Origin of the sequence: Alistipes sp. AM16-43, from assembly GCF_003435745.1 — a bacterium.
GTDB classification, from domain to species: domain Bacteria; phylum Bacteroidota; class Bacteroidia; order Bacteroidales; family Rikenellaceae; genus Alistipes; species Alistipes onderdonkii.
Map to the genome: position 1 here is coordinate 339,365 of NZ_QTUQ01000001.1, position 18,221 is coordinate 357,585.

An 18,221-nucleotide genomic window follows, 5' to 3' on the forward strand; every position below is an offset into this window, starting at 1 on the left:
AAACGACAGAAAAATAAAAAGACGATGACAACGACAAAATTCAAGGGCACGCCCGTGCATATCGACGGCGAATTCATCCGGGCCGGCGCCCAGGCTCCCGATTTCGAATTGGTAAAGGGGGATCTCTCCCCGCTGAAACTCAGTGACCTGAAAGGCAAGCGCGTCGTGCTGAACATATTTCCCAGCCTCGATACGGGCGTCTGTGCGACTTCGGTGCGAAAATTCAATAAGCTGGCATCTTCGCTGCCCGACACGGTCGTCGTGGCCGTGTCGAAAGACCTGCCTTTCGCGCAGTCCCGGTTCTGTACGACCGAGGGTATCGCCAACGTCGTTCCCGCGTCGGATTTCCGTGCTGCGGGTTTTGCCGGCGCCTATGGCGTGCTGATGGCCGACGGCCCGCTGGCTGGGTTGCTCGCCCGTGCCGTGGTGGTGATCGACAAGGCGGGGAAGGTGGTCTACACCCAGCTCGTGCCCGAAATTACCGAGGAACCCGATTACGATGCGGCCGTCGAGGCCGTGAAAGCCTTTTAAACTTAATTAAATAGAACGAAATGATACGATTGAATGTTTTTATCCGTACGACGGATTCCAACCGCGAGGAAGTGGTAAATACGGCCAAGGAACTGGTGGCGGCTTCGCTCAAGGACGAAGGCTGCGTGGCCTATGACCTGTTCGAAAGCACTACGCGCAATGACGTGCTGATGATCTGCGAGACGTGGAGCGACGCCAAGGCGCTGGCCGCGCACGAGCAGGCGTCGCATTTCACGACCCTCGTACCGCGCCTGCACCAGCTCGGCGAGATGAAACTCGAAAAGTTCGTCTTCTGATTCGGTGTCCATGCGGCGGGAAATCCGTTCGCCATAGAAGGAAAGACAGATATGGAACAGGCCGGCTGGTATTACCAGCCGGCCTGTTCGTATTCGTAGGGGTGACCTGGTCCCACACCTTAGAACGGATAGCCGATCGCCAGGTGGAACCCGAGCCCATCCTTGAAGCTGGAGATGTTGTAATACCCCGTCTTGTCGGGATTGGGATAGGGGGTGTGGATGCCGATTCCGAGGTCGGCACGGATGACCAGGTAGCTGATGTCGTAACGCAACCCGAATCCGGTGCCCAGCGCGATTTCATTGAGCAGCCCTTTCCATTTCAGTTCCGCACCGGGGCGTTTGGGGTCTTTTTTCAGCAGCCAGATATTCCCGGCGTCGAGGAAAACGGCGCCGTTCAGGCGTCCCATGATGCCGAAGCGGTATTCGACGTTGGCCTCCAGCTTGAAATCGCCCGTCTGGTCGAGATAGCCGTTGCGGTCGTTGGCCGGGGGACGGTAGCTGCCCGGCCCGAGCGACCGGATCGTGAAGGCGCGGATGCTGTTGGCGCCTCCGATGTAGAACTGCTCGCTGTAGGGCATCACCTCGGAATTCCCGTAGGCATATCCCACGCCGACGAGCAGCCGCGTCGCCAGCCAGTTGTTCCGGCGCCCGATGCGGTGGTAGAACTTCACTTCGCTCACCTCCTTGACGAACTGCGAAAAGCGGTTCCCGAACAGGTGCTGGGGCTGTTTTTCGCCGAACAGGCTCAGGATGCCCGAGAGGAGGTTCCCGGCCGAGGTGACGCTGTTCTGCCAGTAGAAGCGGCGGTTGCCGGTGCTGCCGTAGGTCTTGTCGAACGTATAGGTATAGTTGATCGACGGTACGAACTGGTTGCGGAAACTCATGGCGATGGCCGGGTTCTCGTCCATCGTCTTGTCGAAGGCTTCGGTCGTGTGCAGCAGCTTGTTGTAGGTGAGTTTGAATACGGTCAGCGAATGGCGGCTGTAAGGCGAGGTCTGGAAATTGTATCCCGCCGAGCCGCTGAACGCGATCAGCCGGAAGAAGCTGGGGCGGTTCATCAGGTCGACCCCGAGTTGGAACGTCGTGCTCCCGGGGTATTTCAGCCTGCGCGTGATGAACGACGGCAGCAACAGCCGCGGAATGCTGAGGTTCGCATTCAGTCCCAGCTCATAGGAGTTGAGCCGTGAGGAACGGCCGCCGGAGTTTTTGTTGCCCGTCTGCCATTCGTACGAGCCGTTCAGTTTCAGGGCGAGGACTTCGCCGCCCCGGAACAGGTTGTTGTTGCTGACCTTGAAGGTGATGCCGGGGCCGATGAAGCTGTTCGACTTCGAGGTTACGTCCGTTTCCAGGGCGGCTTCCAGCGGATAGTCGAACTGCGCGTCGATGGCGACGTCCAGCGTGTCGGAGCCCCGCAGCGAGTCGAGCGGCGTGACACTCAGGTTGACGGAACGGAAAATGCCAAGCTTGTTGAGGTCGGTCTGCGTGCGGTTCTGGGCATCTACCGTGAAGAGCTGCCCGCTTCGGAGCGTGAGGGCCCTGGACAGGATCCTGGGGCGGATTTTCACCGGCTTCTGGGCGATGACCGTCGCATTGCGCAGGCGGAGCGTGTCCGTCGGGCCGGGTTTGATGTTCGTCAGCCGCACCGTGATGCCGCCCACCCGGTAGGGCTTGAGCGCCACCTCCGGCAGGTTGGGCTTGAGGTTCAGGCGCAGGTCGACCTGCCGCAGACCGGAGGTCGTATCGGCCAGGTATTCCAGGTATTCGGGACGGAAATAGTAATATCCCCTGTTGCGCAGCAGCTGGGAGATCCGTTTGCGTTCGAGCGTGAGGCTGTCCATGTTGTACTGCGCCCCCACGCGGAGCAGGGACGTGGCCCGGAGACTGTCCATGAGATGCTCCATGCCGCTGTCCACCTCCGGGTAGGCGATCTTCGAATAGTGCCAGGGCGGCGCTATGCCGAGCGTATAGTACACCTTTGCCTTCCGCCCGTGTTTGCGGTAGAGCAGGGAGTCTGCGGCGTGCGAGCCGAAATAGCCGTAATTTTCGAGCACCTGTTCCGCGACCTTCGTCCGGAGCCGGGGCTGTACCTTCGAGATCAGCACGGGCTGTTTGGCCAGCCGTTTGAATAACCAGTATTTGAATCCCTTTTGCCTGGGCGTGTAGAGGTAGTTGTAGGCCCACAGCCCGATCGGCAGCGGGGTGCGGATATAGGGGCTGTAAAGCGGGTTGTTCGGGGCGACCGACAGCGGTTCCTTCACGGCCGATTCGGCTGCGGCGGAGAGCACGACGCCCGAGTCGGGTTCGATCCGGATTTTCTTCACGCCCGTATACAACACCTCGTCCGACCCCAGCCGGCGGGTGGTGGAGCAGGCCGCTACCGACAACACGGCGCAAACCAGGATGCAGGTATTTCTAATGTGTGCCGGCCTCATCTCGTTTCTGTTTTTTCGCTTTGGGTTTCGTCGATTTGAACAGGTCGCCCAGCCTCAGCAGTTTTTTCCGGATCACGAAGCCTACGCCCGTTTCGGTGATTTCGCCTTCGAGGATGCTTTCGTACCCGGTATGGCGGAATACTTTCAGATACATGTTGTCGCGCTTGGTCAGCATGTATTCCAGCGAAATGTCGTCGATCAGGTTCTCCTTGAGGTTCTGCGACGGGTCGGCGTCCGTGCTGAACTTGCCTCCGATGACGGCGCGCACGCGGTTGCTGAACAGGTTTTTGGACAACCGGTAGGAGTAGTCGGTGCGCTGGCCGTTGGGGTCGTCCTCGCCGTAGGAGTTGATGCCGAAGCTCAGGTCTACGCCCTTCAGGTTGTTCTGCGCCCACTGGTTCAGCTCCTTCTGGATAAACGAGTTGAGCGGGTTCTCGGAGCTGACCTTCGCCGTGGTTCCGGGGCCCGTGTAGGTGTTGTATATCAGCAGGTTCATAGCCTGGTTGGCGCGTTGCTCGGCCGTGAGCGAATTCAACTGGTTCTGCATGGTGAGGTCTTCGGGGGCCGAAAGTCCGAAGCTGACCTCCAGGTCGTCGAGCGAATTGCGGATGTTGATGGAGATGTCGAAATTCACCGCACGGTTGTCCTGCCCGTCCGAGGAGACATTGGCACGTACGGTCTCCACGGCCGTGATGTTGAAAGCCGGGTCGGCGATGTTCCCTATCCATTCGACATAGCTGTCCGGCGTGATCTTGAAGATTTTTTGGGAGATGATGGGCGGATTGTAGCGTACGCTTCCGCCCGAAAGCACATATTTTCCCGACAGGCGGACGTCGCCCAGCGGATTCATGGTATAGGTCAGGTTGCCGCCTCCCTTCAGGTCGATCCGGTTGTTGCCGTCCGCCGAAAGGTCTACGGCCGCCTGTACGTCGTTGTTGATGTCGACATTCACCAGCACGTCCATGCCTCCGATGCGTATTGCCTGCGATGTCTCTTCCTGTCCCTGGGAATCCAGTTCCCGGAACGAGACGAACGTCACGATGTTTTGCGGACGCTCCTTCACGTCCATCGGGGAGTCCTGCATGACGTAATTGATGTCCGTGCCGCCCAGCAGGGCTACGTTCCCGCGGACGACGAGTTCGTCCAGGGGGCCTTTGGCCGTCGCGTCCAGGTCGAGGTAGGCCTTTCCGTAAACCGACGTCCCCTCTTTCCGGGCTACGTCGACTGCCTGGAAATCCGACGCCCGGAGCGCGAGGTCGGCCGTCATGCGGCTGAAATCGGCCAAGTCGACCTCGCCGCCGATCGTCAGCGGCTTGCTGTTCGGGGCGAGGAGCGTGTAGTCGTCGAATATGACGCGGCTGTCGTCGATGCGGATCGTGTCGGACGACAACCGGAACGACGTGCCGATCATCGGTACGCGGATTTCGGTCTGTGCGAAGTGCACGCCCCCGTCCAGCCTCGGCCGGTTAGCGGTGCCTCCTGCGTGGATTTTCGCCTGCAACCGGCCCCGCAGGCGGATCAGGTCGTCGGGCAGGAATACGTTGGCCTGCTGCAACGGGAATCCGGGGATCGTCGCCGTGAGGTCGAGCGGGCTTTCGCGCTCTGCGCGGTAATCTCCCCGGACGGTCAGTACCTCGGCGCCGTCGAGCGTCAGCCGCGCATCGGCCATATGTCCCTGATCCTGCTTGTAATAGAGTCCGAAGTCGACGTTGCCGAAGCGCCGTTTGTCGTACGACAGTTCCGCGATGGACAGGTCGCCGCGCAGGGTCAGGCTGTCGGGCGTCATGCCCAGCGTCATTTCCGTACCCAATACACCGTCGACGGGCGGGGCGGAGGGCAGCAGCCCCAGTGCGGAACCGATGTTCAGGCCCGCGATGTCCAGCCGGATGTTGTCGGACGCCCCCGCTCCGGAAACCGTTTGGATTGCGAACCGCTGGTCGCCGTGCCTCATGTCGAGGTCGGCGTCGATGCTTTTGCCATACCTGTAAACGAGGTAATTGCCGGGGTTTACCGTCCAGGGTTCGTACCCGAATACCGGGTCGGGCGGCGTTACGCCCGCCCTGACCAGGCTGTCGTTCCATTCAACGTCCAGCCCGAAACGGAACCCCTCGCGTCCCGCCCGGTTTTTCTGGCAGAGGTTTACCTGGCCCCTATTTCCGGCCACATGGCCGTACAGCCCTGCGAGGGCTACGTTGTCCAGGTTCCCCGGGACGTTCGCCGTGCGGAGGAAATAATCCAGCCGGCGGCCGTCCTGCGCGATGCCTGCCGTCAGCGTGTCGAGGACGACGCCTCCCCAGGCCAGCCTCTCCGCCTTTATCCGGAGGGATACCGGCAGGGAGTCGCAATTCACGCCTTCGATGTCCAGCGCGCCGAACGACACCTTTTTTGTTTTCAGAAAATTATTCAGGATATTTTCGCGTCCGGCCGTGACCCGCAGGCTGAAATCGGGCAATGCGGGTTTCAGGGCTTCCATGTCGACGCTTTGTGCCCGTATCTGCCGTGCGAGTATGTCGGCGCTCCGCGTCAGGGCCGGAACCAGCGAATCCACGGGCCCGGGAGAGACGAATGCCAGCGACAGGTCGCCGGATGCCAGTCTGGCCCGCGTCGCCGTCGTGTCGGAGCTCAATGACAGGCTCGTCGGACGGATGCGGTCTGTGCGGTGCCGGGTTCTGACCTCGATGCTGTCCAGGGCTATCCGGGCGGTATAGCTGCCGGCGTCCGAGGCGGACGCCCCGGCCTCCAGCGCGAACGACCCGCCGATTTTCTGCGGGGAGATTCCCAGCTCTGCCAGGTCGAAATCAAAGACGTTGCCCGTGAGCCTGACTTCCTGTTTCCGTTCGGTCAGCGTGCCCGAGACCAGCAGCAACAGCCGCAGTGCCTCGTCCCGGTCGGACAGGCGGCCGGAAAGCTGTCCTCCTTCGAGGTTTGCGTTCAGCTCCACGCCTCCGAAATCCCTGCCGCGGAACTCCGCCCGGTCAACCTGCAGGCGGATGTTCCCCCGGGTCTGCGCCCGGAGCGGATCGAATCCGCTGCCCCCGGCCTGCAGCACCAGGTCTATAAGGCCCAGCGAATCGGCCGGCAAAAACCTGTTCAACGGGAAGCTGTCGCACCGTAATTCGATGCCATAGGCCTCGCTGCGGGTATCCAGCTGGCCTTGCAGGGCTATCTCCCCGCCGTCGGCCGAGAGCGTCGAAGCGGCCGAGAACGCCCCTTTGTCTGCGCCGGCCGTTCCGCGGAGCCGGATGCGGTCGGGGATCGCTATGCGCCGCCGCAGGGCGGAGTCGGGCAACAGCGCTTCGAGGAACGCCATATCCCTGAAATCGCCTTCGAACCGTGCGGAAGCCTCCATGCGGCCGGGGTCGAGCACGTTTCTCGCCGCCCCGTCCGCCGTGAATGCGACGTGTCCGGGCGAGGAGATGTCCAGCCCGGCTTTTCCGATGTCGCCCAGCGTCCCCGCTGCGGTGAGCGCCAGGCTGACGATACGTCCGTCGAGCACGGGCGGTATCAGCGCCGGATAGAGGTATTTTAGGTCTTTGGTGTTCACGTCGGCCATGAGGTCTGCCTTGAGCGGCGAATCCGGAGCCAGTGCCAGAATCCCCTCCCCGGCGGAGATGTTGGCCTCGATCCGGGAAAAGGGCGTTTTCAGGGTGACGCCGGCAAGTGATATGCCCGAGGCGTCCATGCCGATGTCCCCGGTCATGTCGCTCACCGTGAGCCCGCTGCGCTCGGTGAACGCCATGCGGCGGATTTGCAGGGCTATGTCCGCACCCCGGTTGTAGATCGAATCGACCGCCAGGTCGAGCGTCGAGAGGGCGATGAACGACGGGTCGAATCCCGCTGCGGGACGATGGTTCAGCAGCCCGTATTCCGCCCGGTTGCCGGTCAGCACGACGCTGCCGACCCGAACCGTCCAGGGGAGCGACGGCGTGCTGCCGCCGGGCGCGGGAGCTGCCTCCTGTTTCTCTTTTCCGGGCACTGCCGGCCCTGTCAGGTAGGAGTAGCCGCCCCGGTTCAGCAGTACGCTTTTCACGGATACCTGCTGGCTGTCGAGCCGCACCCGGCATTCATCCACCGTGCCTTCGGCCAGGCGGACGGAGAGTTCCGATACGGCAGGTGCCGTCCGCATCCCGAAAGCCAGGTTGCCCACCGAGAGTTTCCCGATGCCGATCGTCCACGGCAGTGCGGCCGTGCTGTCCGCTTCCTCTTTCGGAGCCGCTTGCGTTATGTCCAGCCGGACATCGGCATCCGACAGGACGAGGCTGGCGATGCCTGCCGTATTTGCCGAGAGGTCGGCCTTGGCCGCATCCAGGGACAACAGGCCCGCCGAAAGGCGCATGTCCATGCCCGCCAGCGAATCCTTGTAGCGGGCGGCGACCCGCTCCAGCCCGAAGCTCCGGATGACGACCTCTTTCCGAACCAGGGGCCACAGGGCGACATCCAGCGAGAGCCTGCCGCAGCTGAGGAGCGTATCGGCCTTGTCGACCAGCAGCGTGTTGTCCACCGATAACCGGAGCGGAAAGGAGAGCCGGAGACGTTCGACGGACAAATCCATCCCGAGCGCCCGCGAGGCATAGCCGACCGCGCGCTTCCGAACGAAATCCTGTACGGCCGGTATGTAGAGCAGGGCAGGAACCAGTATCAGGACGACGAGGACAACGAGCAGCGCACGGAGCGTATATTTGATGATCTTTTTCAGCATTAAAATATAGTGTCGTGTATTGTAACGCCGTATAATACAATGTGTTGGTGCGTGAAAGCGCTCTTGGTTTTACGGGCAGCCCGTAAAATCGTGGCAAGTTACTAAAAATCCGATGATTGCACAACGGCAATTCCCCCGATAAACGGGCTTATTCGAGGTCTCAATCGTCTTTTTTGATTTCACCCAGCTGCCCGGGCGGTGCCTAAGCGGCTGCCACAGCCGTTGCCGGGGGACATATATCGCATATCCTCGCCGGACGCCGTGCCGCGCCTACCGGAAGAAACTGACGAGCAGCATTACATTCAGGACGGTCACTACGGCCCCGATCCCGTAGAGCAGGTATTTGGTGAACCGCGAGTTCCGGTATTTGCCCATCACACGCTCCGAAGAGGTCAGGTGTACCTGCAGGAAGACCGTGAAGGGCAGCTGGATGCTGAGTATCATCTGGGAGTAGATAAGTCCTTTGAACGGGTCGCCGATCAGCAGGATGATCAGGAATGCGACGACCAGCGAAACCATCACGCCCGTCCGGGAGTGGTTGTCCCTGATGTCGTAGGGCTCTTTGAATATCCCGGCGAAGATCGAGCCCGCGGCCATTCCCGAGGTGATCGTCGAGGAGATCCCCGCGAAGAGCAGGGCGACGGCAAAGATATGCGTTGCGCTTCGCCCCAGGAGCGGTTGCAGGAGCGAATCGGCCTGCTGCAACTCCTCCACGGGTGTTTTCGTCGCGAAGAAGGTCGCTGCGGCCAGCAGGATCATCGCGCTGTTGATCGCCCAGCCCACCAGCATCGAGAAGATCGTGTCTGCGTATTCGTAGCGCAGTTGTCTGCGGATGACCGCGTCGTCGCTCAGGTTCCACTGGCGGCTCTGGATCACCTCCGAATGTAGGAACAGGTTGTGGGGCATTACCACTGCGCCCAATACGCTCATGATGATGACCATCGAACCTTCGGGGAACGAGGGCGTCACCCATGCCCGGGCGGCTTGCGGCCAGTCGATCGTTACCAGCGACAGTTCGTAGATGAACGACAGCCCGATGATCGAGACGAAGGCAATGATCCATTTTTCGATCAGCCGGTAGCTGTTGGTGAAGAGCATGACGACCACGAACACGAGCACCAGCAGCGCGCCGATGCGCACCGGTACGCCGAACAGCATTTGCAATGCGATCGCCCCGCCCAGGATTTCGGCCAGCGAGGTGGAGATCGACGCCAGCACGGCCGAACCCAGCAACGGGCGCGACCATGCGGGTTTGAGGTATGCAGATGCCGCTTCCGACAGGCAGAGGCCCGTGGCGATGCCCAGGTGTGCGACGTTGTGCTGCAATACGATCAGCATCACGGTCGAGAGCGTCACCATCCATAGCAGCGTGTATCCGTATTGTGCGCCTGCGGCCAGGTTGGAAGCCCAGTTGCCGGGGTCGATGAACCCCACGGTGACGAGCAGTCCGGGGCCGATGTATTTGAAAATCTCCAACCCGCCCATCCGGGGCTTGTGATCCGGGCCGAAGAGTCGCGACCAGAATGACATAGTTACATGGTTTATTTCGATCCGCAAAATAAGAAAAATAAATAGTTTCTACGGGTTGCGCGCCCGGCAAGTTCGTGTGTCCGCGCGAAATTGCCGGCTCGGTTTTCGGTTATAGGTGCAAGTGGAATAATTTGGCGATGCCCGTCACGACGATCTGCACGCCGACGCAGAAGGTGAAGAAGGCGACCATCTTGTTGATGACGATGCTGCCGCTGGTGCCGATTTTCCGTATGATGCGCTCGCCCTGCGACAGGAACAGGTAGAGGATCAGGCACATCAGCACGACTACCAGCGCGATGATCGCATAGGAGAGCAGCCCTTTGGCCCAGCCGTCCTTCATGCTCACCGAGGCCATCAGCGTCAGGATGACCGAGACGCTGCCCGGGCCGATGCTGATCGGGAAGGTGATCGGGTAGAAGACCTGCGATTCGAGGGCTATTTTGTGGAGCGGGTTGACATCCTTGCCCTGCGCGTGCCCCACCGAGGAGTCCGAGTCGCTGAGCCATTGCAGGGCGGTGCGGCAGATCAGCAGCCCGCCGCCCAGCTGGATTACCGGCAGCGAGAGCCCGAAGAGCGTCAGCACGAAATGCCCGACGGCCAGGCTGCCCAGCCCGACGAGCAGATAGTCGGTGATGATCCTCCGGATGATCGACTTGCGGTCTTCATCGTCCAGCCCCGACAGAAGCCCGTTGACCAGGAAGCCCGCACCGACGGGGTTCGCCACCGGAAACAACGCCATGAAGGCGGATATGAACGTGAAAAGAAATCCTTCCTTTAACATCTTGGGGTTCGGAACTTTGTATTGTGGTGCGAAAGTCATCAATAACTATTCCAAACCTCCGGTATGTCCGCATAATATGTTCCGGGGCGCAAATTCGCGGGCGGCCTTTTCCCTGCTGCCGGTTTTCCCTGCTGCCGGCGGCAGCGCCCTGTCGCTGTCGCCGGGACGACGTGAGGCCGCCTGCTCCGGTTACGGAACTTTTTTCGGGCTCCTTTTCCTGCGGCCTTGCCCGCTGGCATTCGCTCCATGCCCGGGGAGCGGCGATGCTCCTTTGCAGGGCTTCGAATCCGGCTGTGGGCGGGGGCGTGCGGCGCCGCACGCCCCGGTGCGGATATTCCGGGCCGTATCCCATGCCGGTTCCTCTCCACCGTCCCGTATACGTCGTGACGCGGTGCTCAGCGCATGATCCTGGCGGGCTCCACGGCCTCGTCCTCGGTATCGCCGGGGCTGAACTCCTTGTCTGCGAAGAGTTCGGCGAGCCCCGTGATCTGTTTCAGGCGCAGCAGTTCGTCGCGGTCCATGCCGATGTGGCGCATGATCCACTGGTCGGACATCTGTGCCCGCGTCAGTTCGGCGACGATTTCGCTCATCAGTTCTACGTTGTGTGTGCCGCGCGCCCGGTTGTGGCGGATGGTCGAGGCCATGCGGTTCGAGATGTCCTTTTCGATCACCGCCACGGGCAGCAGGCCCCTCTCCCGTTCGTAGATGCGTTTCGACCGCTTGAGCACCAGGTAGCGGTGGTAACCGTCCACCAGTTCGTAGAGATCCTTTTCGGCATCGTAATAACAAACGCACGGCATCGTGTAGCCGTCCTCCCAGATCGACAGCTCCAGCAGTTTCATTTCGGGCGGGGCTACGACGTTGGGGTTGTAGCTGTTCGCCACGACTTTCTCCACCGGCACGGCTCTGACGTCATAGACAGGGCTCCGGTACGTTGCTTTTGTCGGAGGGTTGCAGTAACGATTCATATTTTTCCATGATTTTATTTCGGCGCTGCGTCTCGCTTTTGTTCGGCGAGAATCCCATGTATTTGCAGGCATGGTCGTTCTTCAGGATGCAAATGCAGATCCGCTTGAACGTTGGCAGCCGGCTGAATTCCGGAAGGTCTATGTCGTCGAGGTATTCCATGCGCACCGGACGTTTGTCCGTCCGGTAGGCGCTCTTGCCGCCGATTTCAATCCGGATACCCGCCTTTTGCAGCTTTGCGATGGTTTCGTCGGGGAGGCACCCGCCTTTTTCGCGCCAGAAACGGATGCTTACGGAGAGCTTTTCGAGGTAGTTATTCCGTGTCCGCTCCGGAAGCGTCGAGAGCAGGAAATGCATGTAACCTTCCCAGGTCATCCCTTTCGGCAGCTTGACCGATTGCCAGCCGGTGGCAGCCGTCCGGCCGTACAGCGCCGCGAAGTTGGCGCCGTTGACCCGGCCGATCATGCGGCCCCACGTGTCCGGGTCGATGGCCTTGTAGAGATGCAGGCTCGAAATCGCCTGCGAGATGAAAGGGCTGGCTACGCGTTGGCTCTCCAGCGGCACGCCGGCCATGTAGAAGAGGTCGTAAAGGTGGTTGTAGGGCCAGCCGAACCGGCCGTTCGCCGTCCAGATGTCGGTCGTGAGCCAGTCGTAGAGCGGGTAGGCGTTGCAGATTCCGCCGCCGACCCATTGGCGTATCCACCGCTTGCCCGAAAATCGGTGGTGGTTGCGGTCGCTGTATATGGTGCGCCAGCGGTTGAAACTCTCCTGCGTGCGGATGCCGATCAGGCAGCACGTGCGTGCCGCCCGGTTGCGGGCGTGGAGCCACTCGGCAAAGCAATTCTGGAATTCGTAGTCCCACATGTCGTCCCTGAAGAACGGGAAGTCGCGGTGCGTGAGGCAGCCCGCAGGCATCTCACGCACCCACAGCTCCCGCTTGGACTCTTCCCACGGGCGCCAGTAATGCCGAAACATCGATGTGCAGGTTTGTACCTTGAACGGCACGCAGACCCGGTAGACGTCGAGTATGTCGGCGTTCGCGGCCAGCGTCCGGTCGACATAGTCGACCGTGTCGCGGTACTGTATCTCGTAGTCCATGTGGAATACTCCGATGCGGCGTTTGAGATGGTGCCGCCGTATGTAGTCGATGCACAGGTTGAGCAGCACGCCGCTGTCCTTGCCGCCGGAGAAGGAGACATAGATGTCGTCGAAGAGCTCGAAGACGGTTTTCAGCCGTTGCTGTGTCCGCTCGTAGACATTCATGGCTGCGGCCGTTTATTGTCGTACTGCATCGCGACGTATTGCTTCCATTCCCGGATTGCGGCGAATCCCTCGGTGCGGAATATCTCCGCATGGCGGATCAGCGTGACGGAACGTATCGTATAGTCGCGGCCGTAATACTGGACGACCTCCCGCAGGAACCGCGCGAGCAGTTGCGGGTTGTCGCCCGAGACATAGTAGTTGTTGATCCTTGCGATCCCGCCGTCGGTAATCTCCACCGGCACGAATCCGTAAACATTTTCACCTTCCCAGGCGACGAACCACGTATGCGAACGCGAAGTCCAGAACGGATAGTTGTTGTTCTGGCGCAATACGCTGCGCCGCATGACCAGAGGCGCGACGAGTGTGTAGAGGCGAGGCGAAGTTCCGTCCAGTTTTTCGATTGTCATATCCCCGATGCCGCATTTGCGGACTGAATGTTGTATATTTGCGACTGAATGTTCCGAATATATGGGTTGTCATCACAAATATAACAAATTACGCCCGTTTTCTCAAATTTTTCGGCCTCGGGGATAGATGTTTCAATCCGGTTTCCGTCCGGAAAGCACCGCCGGAAACCTGTAAGAACGACGGGGAAAACCCGGACGGGAAATTCAACCCCGGCTTTCCATGCTGTCAGCCGAGGGATTGACGCTCACCACGTCCTGCTCTATTTGCCGCTGCGTAGGCGTTCCGTCTTCGGTGGCAGGGGTGATGGGGCCGCCGTCGGCGAGTATGTCGTCCGGGGTGATCTGGGTGACGGGGATTTCCTGCATGCCTTGCGATTGTCTTACGTCGGCCTGCGCTGCCTCTTGCCGGCAGGACGGATGGTGTTGGTCGGTGTTTTTCATCGGTTCTTTTTTTGGAAAGTGTGCTGCAAAGGTCGTACCGCGATGGGGAAGGGCGTTGCTGAAGGCATCCAAGCCCGGCATACCGGAGTTTGTCCGAGGTTTTCTCCTTTTTTCCGTTGGACGGCACCCCGGAAATGGAAACCCCTGCAAATTGATATTTGCAGGGGTTTCGCTCGTTTTTGCGGAGAGTGGGGGATTCGAACCCCCGGTACAGTAATCCCGTACGTCAGTTTAGCAAACTGGTGGTTTCAGCCACTCACCCAACTCTCCGGGCAGCTAAAACTAAATATTGCTATCGTTAAGCGGGACAAAAGTAAATCAAAAAAGGGGAATTACCAAATAAAAACCGGAGAAAAGTTTTCGCCCTGCATTCTGCCGGGGGAGGCCCCGCGGCATGGAGCCCCCGTGGCCGAAGGCTGCGTCCCGCCGATACGGCCTGTCGGCAGCGGCATCCGTTGCACGGGCGTCGAAAATTCACATCTCTTTTTTGCCGTTTTGCCTGCTCTGGTGTCGGATTTGCTTTGCCGTATTATGAAATTGCATTTAGATTTTGTACCTTTGTGTGATATTTCGCTCATAATGGCAGAGAAAGATAAAGACATACTGGAGAATATAGGAGAGCAGGAATACAAGTACGGCTTCACCACGGACATCGAGACCGAAACCATCGGTAAGGGTCTGAACGAGGAGGTGGTACGTCTGATCTCCGCCAAGAAAGGCGAGCCCGCGTGGATGACCGAGCGGCGCGTGGCGGCTTACCGCCACTGGCTGACGTTGGAACCCCCGACGTGGGCGCACCTGACGATTCCCGAAATAGATTTTCAGGACATCATCTATTACGCCGCCCCCAAGCCGCAGAAAAAACTCAATTCGATGGACGAGGTCGACCCCGAGCTCAAACGCACGTTCGACAAACTGGGCATCCCCCTCGAAGAGCAGATGGCGCTGGCGGGCGTGGCGGTCGACGCCGTGATGGACTCGGTGTCGGTCAAGACGACGTTCAAGGAGGTGCTGGCCGAAAAGGGCATCGTCTTCTGTTCGATCTCCGAGGCGCTGCGCGACTTCCCCGACCTGGTGAAGAAATACCTGGGCAGCGTCGTCCCCTATACCGACAATTTCTATGCGGCGCTCAATGCCGCGGTCTTCTCCGACGGATCGTTTTGCTACATCCCCCGGGGTGTCCGCTGCCCGATGGAGCTGTCGACCTATTTCCGGATCAATGCGGCGGGGACGGGACAGTTCGAACGTACGCTGATCGTGGCCGACGAAGGGGCTTACGTGAGCTACCTCGAAGGCTGTACGGCCCCGCGCCGCGACGAGAACCAGTTGCATGCCGCCGTGGTCGAGATCATCGTCGAGAAGGACGCCGAGGTCAAATACTCCACGGTGCAGAACTGGTATCCCGGCGACAAGCAGGGGCGGGGCGGCATCTATAATTTCGTGACCAAACGCGGCATCTGCCGCGAAAACGCCCGCCTGTCGTGGACGCAGGTGGAGACCGGCTCGGCCATCACCTGGAAATACCCGAGCTGCATCCTCGCGGGCGACAATTCGGTCGGTGAGTTTTACTCGGTGGCCATGACCAACAACTTCCAGCAGGCCGATACCGGTACGAAGATGATCCACATCGGCCGCAACACCCGCAGTCGCATCGTCTCGAAAGGTATCTCGGCAGGACGGAGCGAGAACTCCTACCGCGGGCTGGTGCGCATGGCCAAGGGGGCGGAGAACGCCCGCAACTATTCGCAGTGCGACTCGCTGCTGATCGGCGACAAGTGTGGCGCGCACACCTTCCCGGTGATCGACAGCCGCAACCGCACGGCCGTGGTCGAACACGAAGCCACCACGTCGAAGATTTCCGACGACCAGCTTTTCTACTGCAACCAGCGCGGGCTTTCGACCGAGGACGCCGTGGGGCTGATCGTCAACGGCTACGCCCGCGAGGTGCTGGCCAAACTGCCGATGGAATTTGCCGTCGAGGCGCAGAAACTGCTTTCGATAAGCCTCGAGGGTTCGGTCGGATAACCGGATATAAAAAAGGGAAAAGATATGTTAAGCGTAAAAAATCTGCATGCGTCCGTCGACGGCAAGGAGATCCTGCGGGGCATCGACCTCGAGGTCGGAGCCGGTGAGGTGCATGCCATCATGGGCCCCAACGGTTCGGGCAAGTCGACGCTCGCGGCGGTGCTCGCGGGCAATGAAAAGTTCACCGTCACCGAAGGTTCGGCGACGTTCCTGGGGCAGGATCTGCTGGACATGCCGATCGAAGACCGGGCGCGCCTCGGCCTGTTCCTCGGCTTCCAGTACCCGGTCGAGATACCGGGCGTCACGATGGCCAATTTCATGAAGCTGGCCGTGAACGAACAGCGCAAGTTCCGCGGCGAGGAGCCGCTGACGGCCGCCGAGTTCCTGCGCCTGATGCGCGAGAAGAGCGCTGTCGTGGAGCTCGATGCGAAGCTCACGTCGCGTGCCGTGAACGAAGGCTTCTCGGGCGGTGAGAAGAAGAAAAACGAGATTTTCCAGATGGCGATGCTCGACCCGAAACTGGCGATCCTCGACGAGACCGACTCGGGACTCGACATCGACGCCCTTCGCATCGTCGCCACGGGCGTTACGAAACTCCATACGCCCCAGAATGCCACGGTGGTCATCACGCACTACCAACGCCTGCTGGACTACATCGTGCCTGACGTGGTGCATGTGCTCTACAAGGGGCGCATTATCCATACGGGCGACAAGACGCTGGCCCTCAAGCTCGAAAAGGAGGGCTACGACTGGCTGATTAACGATTACAGGGAATGACGGCGCTTTACGATATAATCCGCGGGTTCCGTACGGCCGAGGGCGAAGTGTTCCGGGTTGCCGGGGCGGAGAGCGAGCCTTTCGCTGCGGTCGATCCCCGGCGTATGCGTGTCGAGGTCGCGGCGGGGGCTTCGCTGCGGTTGGCCGTGCTCCATACTTCGCCCGAGGTGTCGGCCTTGGAGATCGTGCTGGAGGAGGGCGCACGCTTCGTATTGACCGAGTTATTCGTTTCCGAAGCCTTTGCGGAGGTGACCGTGAAACAGGCTGCCCGCAGCCTTTGCCATATCACGGCGGTGCAGCTTTCGAGCGCCAATGCCTCCTATACGGTCGATCTCGACGGGCCGGGTGCCGAAAGCCTGTTGGGCGGAGCGTTCCTCGCCGCCGGGCAGGAGCATTGCGTCGTCAGGCTGCGGACGAACCACAACGTGCCCGACTGCCGCAGCAACTCTTATATAAAAGGTGTCGCGGGCGGCACGGCCGTAGGGGAGTTCTGCGGGCTGGTCTATGTGGCGCCCGACGCCCAGCGCACCGATGCGCAGCAGCAGAACCGCAACATTCTGCTCAGCGAGACGGCGCGTATCACGACCCAGCCCCAGCTGGAGATCTATGCCGATGACGTGAAATGCTCGCACGGCGCGACGGTGGGACAGATGGATTCCGAGGCGATCCTCTATATGCGGCAGCGCGGCCTGAGCGAAGCCCAGGCGCGGCGGTTGCAGATCGAGGGCTTCGTGGGCGATGTCGTACGCCGCTGCGACATTGAACCGCTGTGCGAGGCGGCGATGGAAGCGGTGGTTGCCAAACTGGAAAAATCATAACGATGTTCGACGTTGAAAAAATACGCGGGGAGTTCCCGATCCTGGGGCGCGAGGTCTACGGCAAGCCGCTGGTTTACCTCGACAGCGGCGCCACGGCGCAGAAACCGCTGGCCGTGATCGAGATGGTCGATTACCTGCAGCGCGGGCTTAACGCCAATATACACCGCGGGGTGCACTATCTTTCGGAAGAGGCCACGACGCTTTACGAGGCGGCACGCGAGCGTATCGGCGCCTTTATCGGCGCTGCCGAAAAGGAAGAGGTCATTTTTACGGCCGGCGCTACGGCTTCGCTCAATACGGTGGCCTATGCCTGGGGCGAGAAGTTCGTCCGTGCCGGCGACAATATCCTTGTCAGCGAGATGGAGCATCACTCCAACATCGTGCCCTGGCAGATGCTCGCCGAACGCAAGGGGGCGGAAATCCGCGTCCTGCCCTTCGACGACGAGGGGCGCCTGTGCACCGAACTGCTGCCGTCGCTGCTGGATGACAAGACCCGCATCGTCGCCGTTACGCAGGCTTCGAATACACTCGGAACGCGTCCCGACCTGCGGCCCGTCATCGACGCGGCACATGCCGTGGGGGCGATCGCCGTGGTGGACGGATGCCAGGGTGTCGTGCACGGCGGTGTCGACGTGCAGGCTTTGGATTGCGACTTCTATGCCTTCTCGGGGCATAAGCTCTTCGGCCCGACGGGCATCGGCGTGCTGTATGGCAAACGTGCGCTGCTCGAAGCCATGCCGCCGTTCCTCGGCGGGGGCGATATGGTCGATACCGTGACCTTCGCCAAGACCACCTATGCCCCCGTGCCGCTCAAGTTCGAAGCCGGTACGGCCAATTTCACCGGGGCCATCGCCCTGGGCGAAGCCGTGAAATTCGTCGGGCGTTTCGACCCGACCGAGGTCGAGGCGCACGAGGCGGCACTGCTGCACCGTGCGACCGAACGGCTTTCGGCCGTCGACGGGCTGCGGATTTACGGTACGACGCCCGGCAAATGTGCCATCGTGTCGTTCAACGTCGAAGGTGTGCATCCCTACGACATGGGCATGATCCTCGACAAGCTGGGTATCGCCGTCCGTACCGGGCAGCACTGTGCCGAACCCACCATGACGCATTTCTCCACGACGGGGATGTGCCGCGCTTCGTTCGCGCTCTACAATACGCTGGCCGAGGCCGATGCGCTGGCCGGCGGCGTGGAACGCGCGGTGCGGATGCTGCGCGGATAGCGGGCCGGGCGACTTATTGAAGGATAAAAACT

General features: G+C 60.7%; 14 protein-coding genes and 1 tRNA gene. 6 read left to right on the forward strand and 9 right to left on the reverse strand.

Going from position 1 to position 18,221, the window contains the following annotated elements; translation table 11 throughout:
• Positions 1–24: 24 nt before the first annotated feature.
• Together tpx and DW189_RS01375 are read left to right on the forward strand one after the other, a co-directional pair.
• Positions 25–531, forward strand: a complete 507-nt coding sequence (gene tpx / locus DW189_RS01370; RefSeq protein WP_022332999.1) for a thiol peroxidase — start codon at positions 25–27, stop codon at positions 529–531.
• A gap of 20 nt (positions 532–551) precedes the next feature.
• Positions 552–827 (forward strand): putative quinol monooxygenase, encoded by a 276-nt coding sequence (locus DW189_RS01375; RefSeq protein ID WP_117506613.1) that lies wholly within the window; start codon positions 552–554, stop codon positions 825–827.
• 119 nt (positions 828–946) lie between these two features.
• Here the strand turns inward: DW189_RS01375 and DW189_RS01380 are convergent, their stop codons facing one another.
• The 9 genes from DW189_RS01380 to DW189_RS01420 all read right to left on the reverse strand — a co-directional run bounded on the left by DW189_RS01380 (position 947) and on the right by DW189_RS01420 (position 13,616).
• Positions 947–3,259 carry a BamA/TamA family outer membrane protein gene (locus DW189_RS01380; RefSeq protein ID WP_117506614.1) on the reverse strand — a complete coding sequence of 771 codons (2,313 nt, stop codon included), beginning with the start codon at positions 3,257–3,259 and terminating at the stop codon, positions 947–949.
• A complete protein-coding gene (locus DW189_RS01385) occupies positions 3,240–7,958 on the reverse strand; it encodes a translocation/assembly module TamB domain-containing protein (protein WP_117506615.1) in 4,719 nt (1,572 codons plus the stop codon). Before DW189_RS01385 ends, DW189_RS01380 begins: the two co-directional genes overlap by 20 nt.
• 270 nt (positions 7,959–8,228) lie before the next feature.
• Positions 8,229–9,488 (reverse strand): Nramp family divalent metal transporter, encoded by a 1,260-nt coding sequence (locus DW189_RS01390; RefSeq protein WP_117506616.1) that lies wholly within the window; start codon positions 9,486–9,488, stop codon positions 8,229–8,231.
• Between the two features lie 109 nt (positions 9,489–9,597).
• On the reverse strand, positions 9,598–10,269 hold the full coding sequence (locus tag DW189_RS01395) for a MarC family protein (RefSeq protein ID WP_117506617.1): 672 nt from the start codon (positions 10,267–10,269) through the stop codon (positions 9,598–9,600).
• 395 nt (positions 10,270–10,664) lie between these two features.
• Positions 10,665–11,237 (reverse strand): IbrB-like domain-containing protein, encoded by a 573-nt coding sequence (locus DW189_RS01400; RefSeq protein WP_022332993.1) that lies wholly within the window; start codon positions 11,235–11,237, stop codon positions 10,665–10,667.
• Positions 11,182–12,498 carry a DUF3440 domain-containing protein gene (locus tag DW189_RS01405; RefSeq protein ID WP_117506618.1) on the reverse strand — a complete coding sequence of 439 codons (1,317 nt, stop codon included), beginning with the start codon at positions 12,496–12,498 and terminating at the stop codon, positions 11,182–11,184. Before DW189_RS01405 ends, DW189_RS01400 begins: the two co-directional genes overlap by 56 nt.
• A complete protein-coding gene (locus DW189_RS01410; protein WP_022332991.1) occupies positions 12,495–12,905 on the reverse strand; it encodes a hypothetical protein in 411 nt (136 codons plus the stop codon). Before DW189_RS01410 ends, DW189_RS01405 begins: the two co-directional genes overlap by 4 nt.
• 204 nt (positions 12,906–13,109) lie before the next feature.
• A complete protein-coding gene (locus DW189_RS01415) occupies positions 13,110–13,346 on the reverse strand; it encodes a hypothetical protein (RefSeq protein ID WP_022332990.1) in 237 nt (78 codons plus the stop codon).
• Positions 13,347–13,528: 182 nt separating this feature from the next.
• Positions 13,529–13,616, reverse strand: a tRNA-Ser gene (locus DW189_RS01420).
• 309 nt (positions 13,617–13,925) lie between these two features.
• On the opposite strand from DW189_RS01420, the gene sufB reads away from it, so the two are divergent.
• From sufB to DW189_RS01440, 4 genes are read left to right on the forward strand one after another with little or no spacing between them, the layout of a single operon-like run.
• Positions 13,926–15,371: a Fe-S cluster assembly protein SufB gene (gene sufB / locus DW189_RS01425; RefSeq protein ID WP_022332989.1), complete on the forward strand. Its 1,446-nt coding sequence runs from the start codon at positions 13,926–13,928 to the stop codon at positions 15,369–15,371.
• Between the two features lie 24 nt (positions 15,372–15,395).
• Positions 15,396–16,148: a Fe-S cluster assembly ATPase SufC gene (gene sufC / locus DW189_RS01430; protein ID WP_018695347.1), complete on the forward strand. Its 753-nt coding sequence runs from the start codon at positions 15,396–15,398 to the stop codon at positions 16,146–16,148.
• Positions 16,145–16,966 (forward strand): SufD family Fe-S cluster assembly protein, encoded by an 822-nt coding sequence (locus tag DW189_RS01435; protein WP_117506620.1) that lies wholly within the window; start codon positions 16,145–16,147, stop codon positions 16,964–16,966. Before sufC ends, DW189_RS01435 begins: the two co-directional genes overlap by 4 nt.
• Positions 16,967–16,968: 2 nt before the next feature.
• Positions 16,969–18,189, forward strand: a complete 1,221-nt coding sequence (locus DW189_RS01440; protein WP_117506621.1) for an aminotransferase class V-fold PLP-dependent enzyme — start codon at positions 16,969–16,971, stop codon at positions 18,187–18,189.
• Positions 18,190–18,221 lie beyond the last annotated feature (32 nt).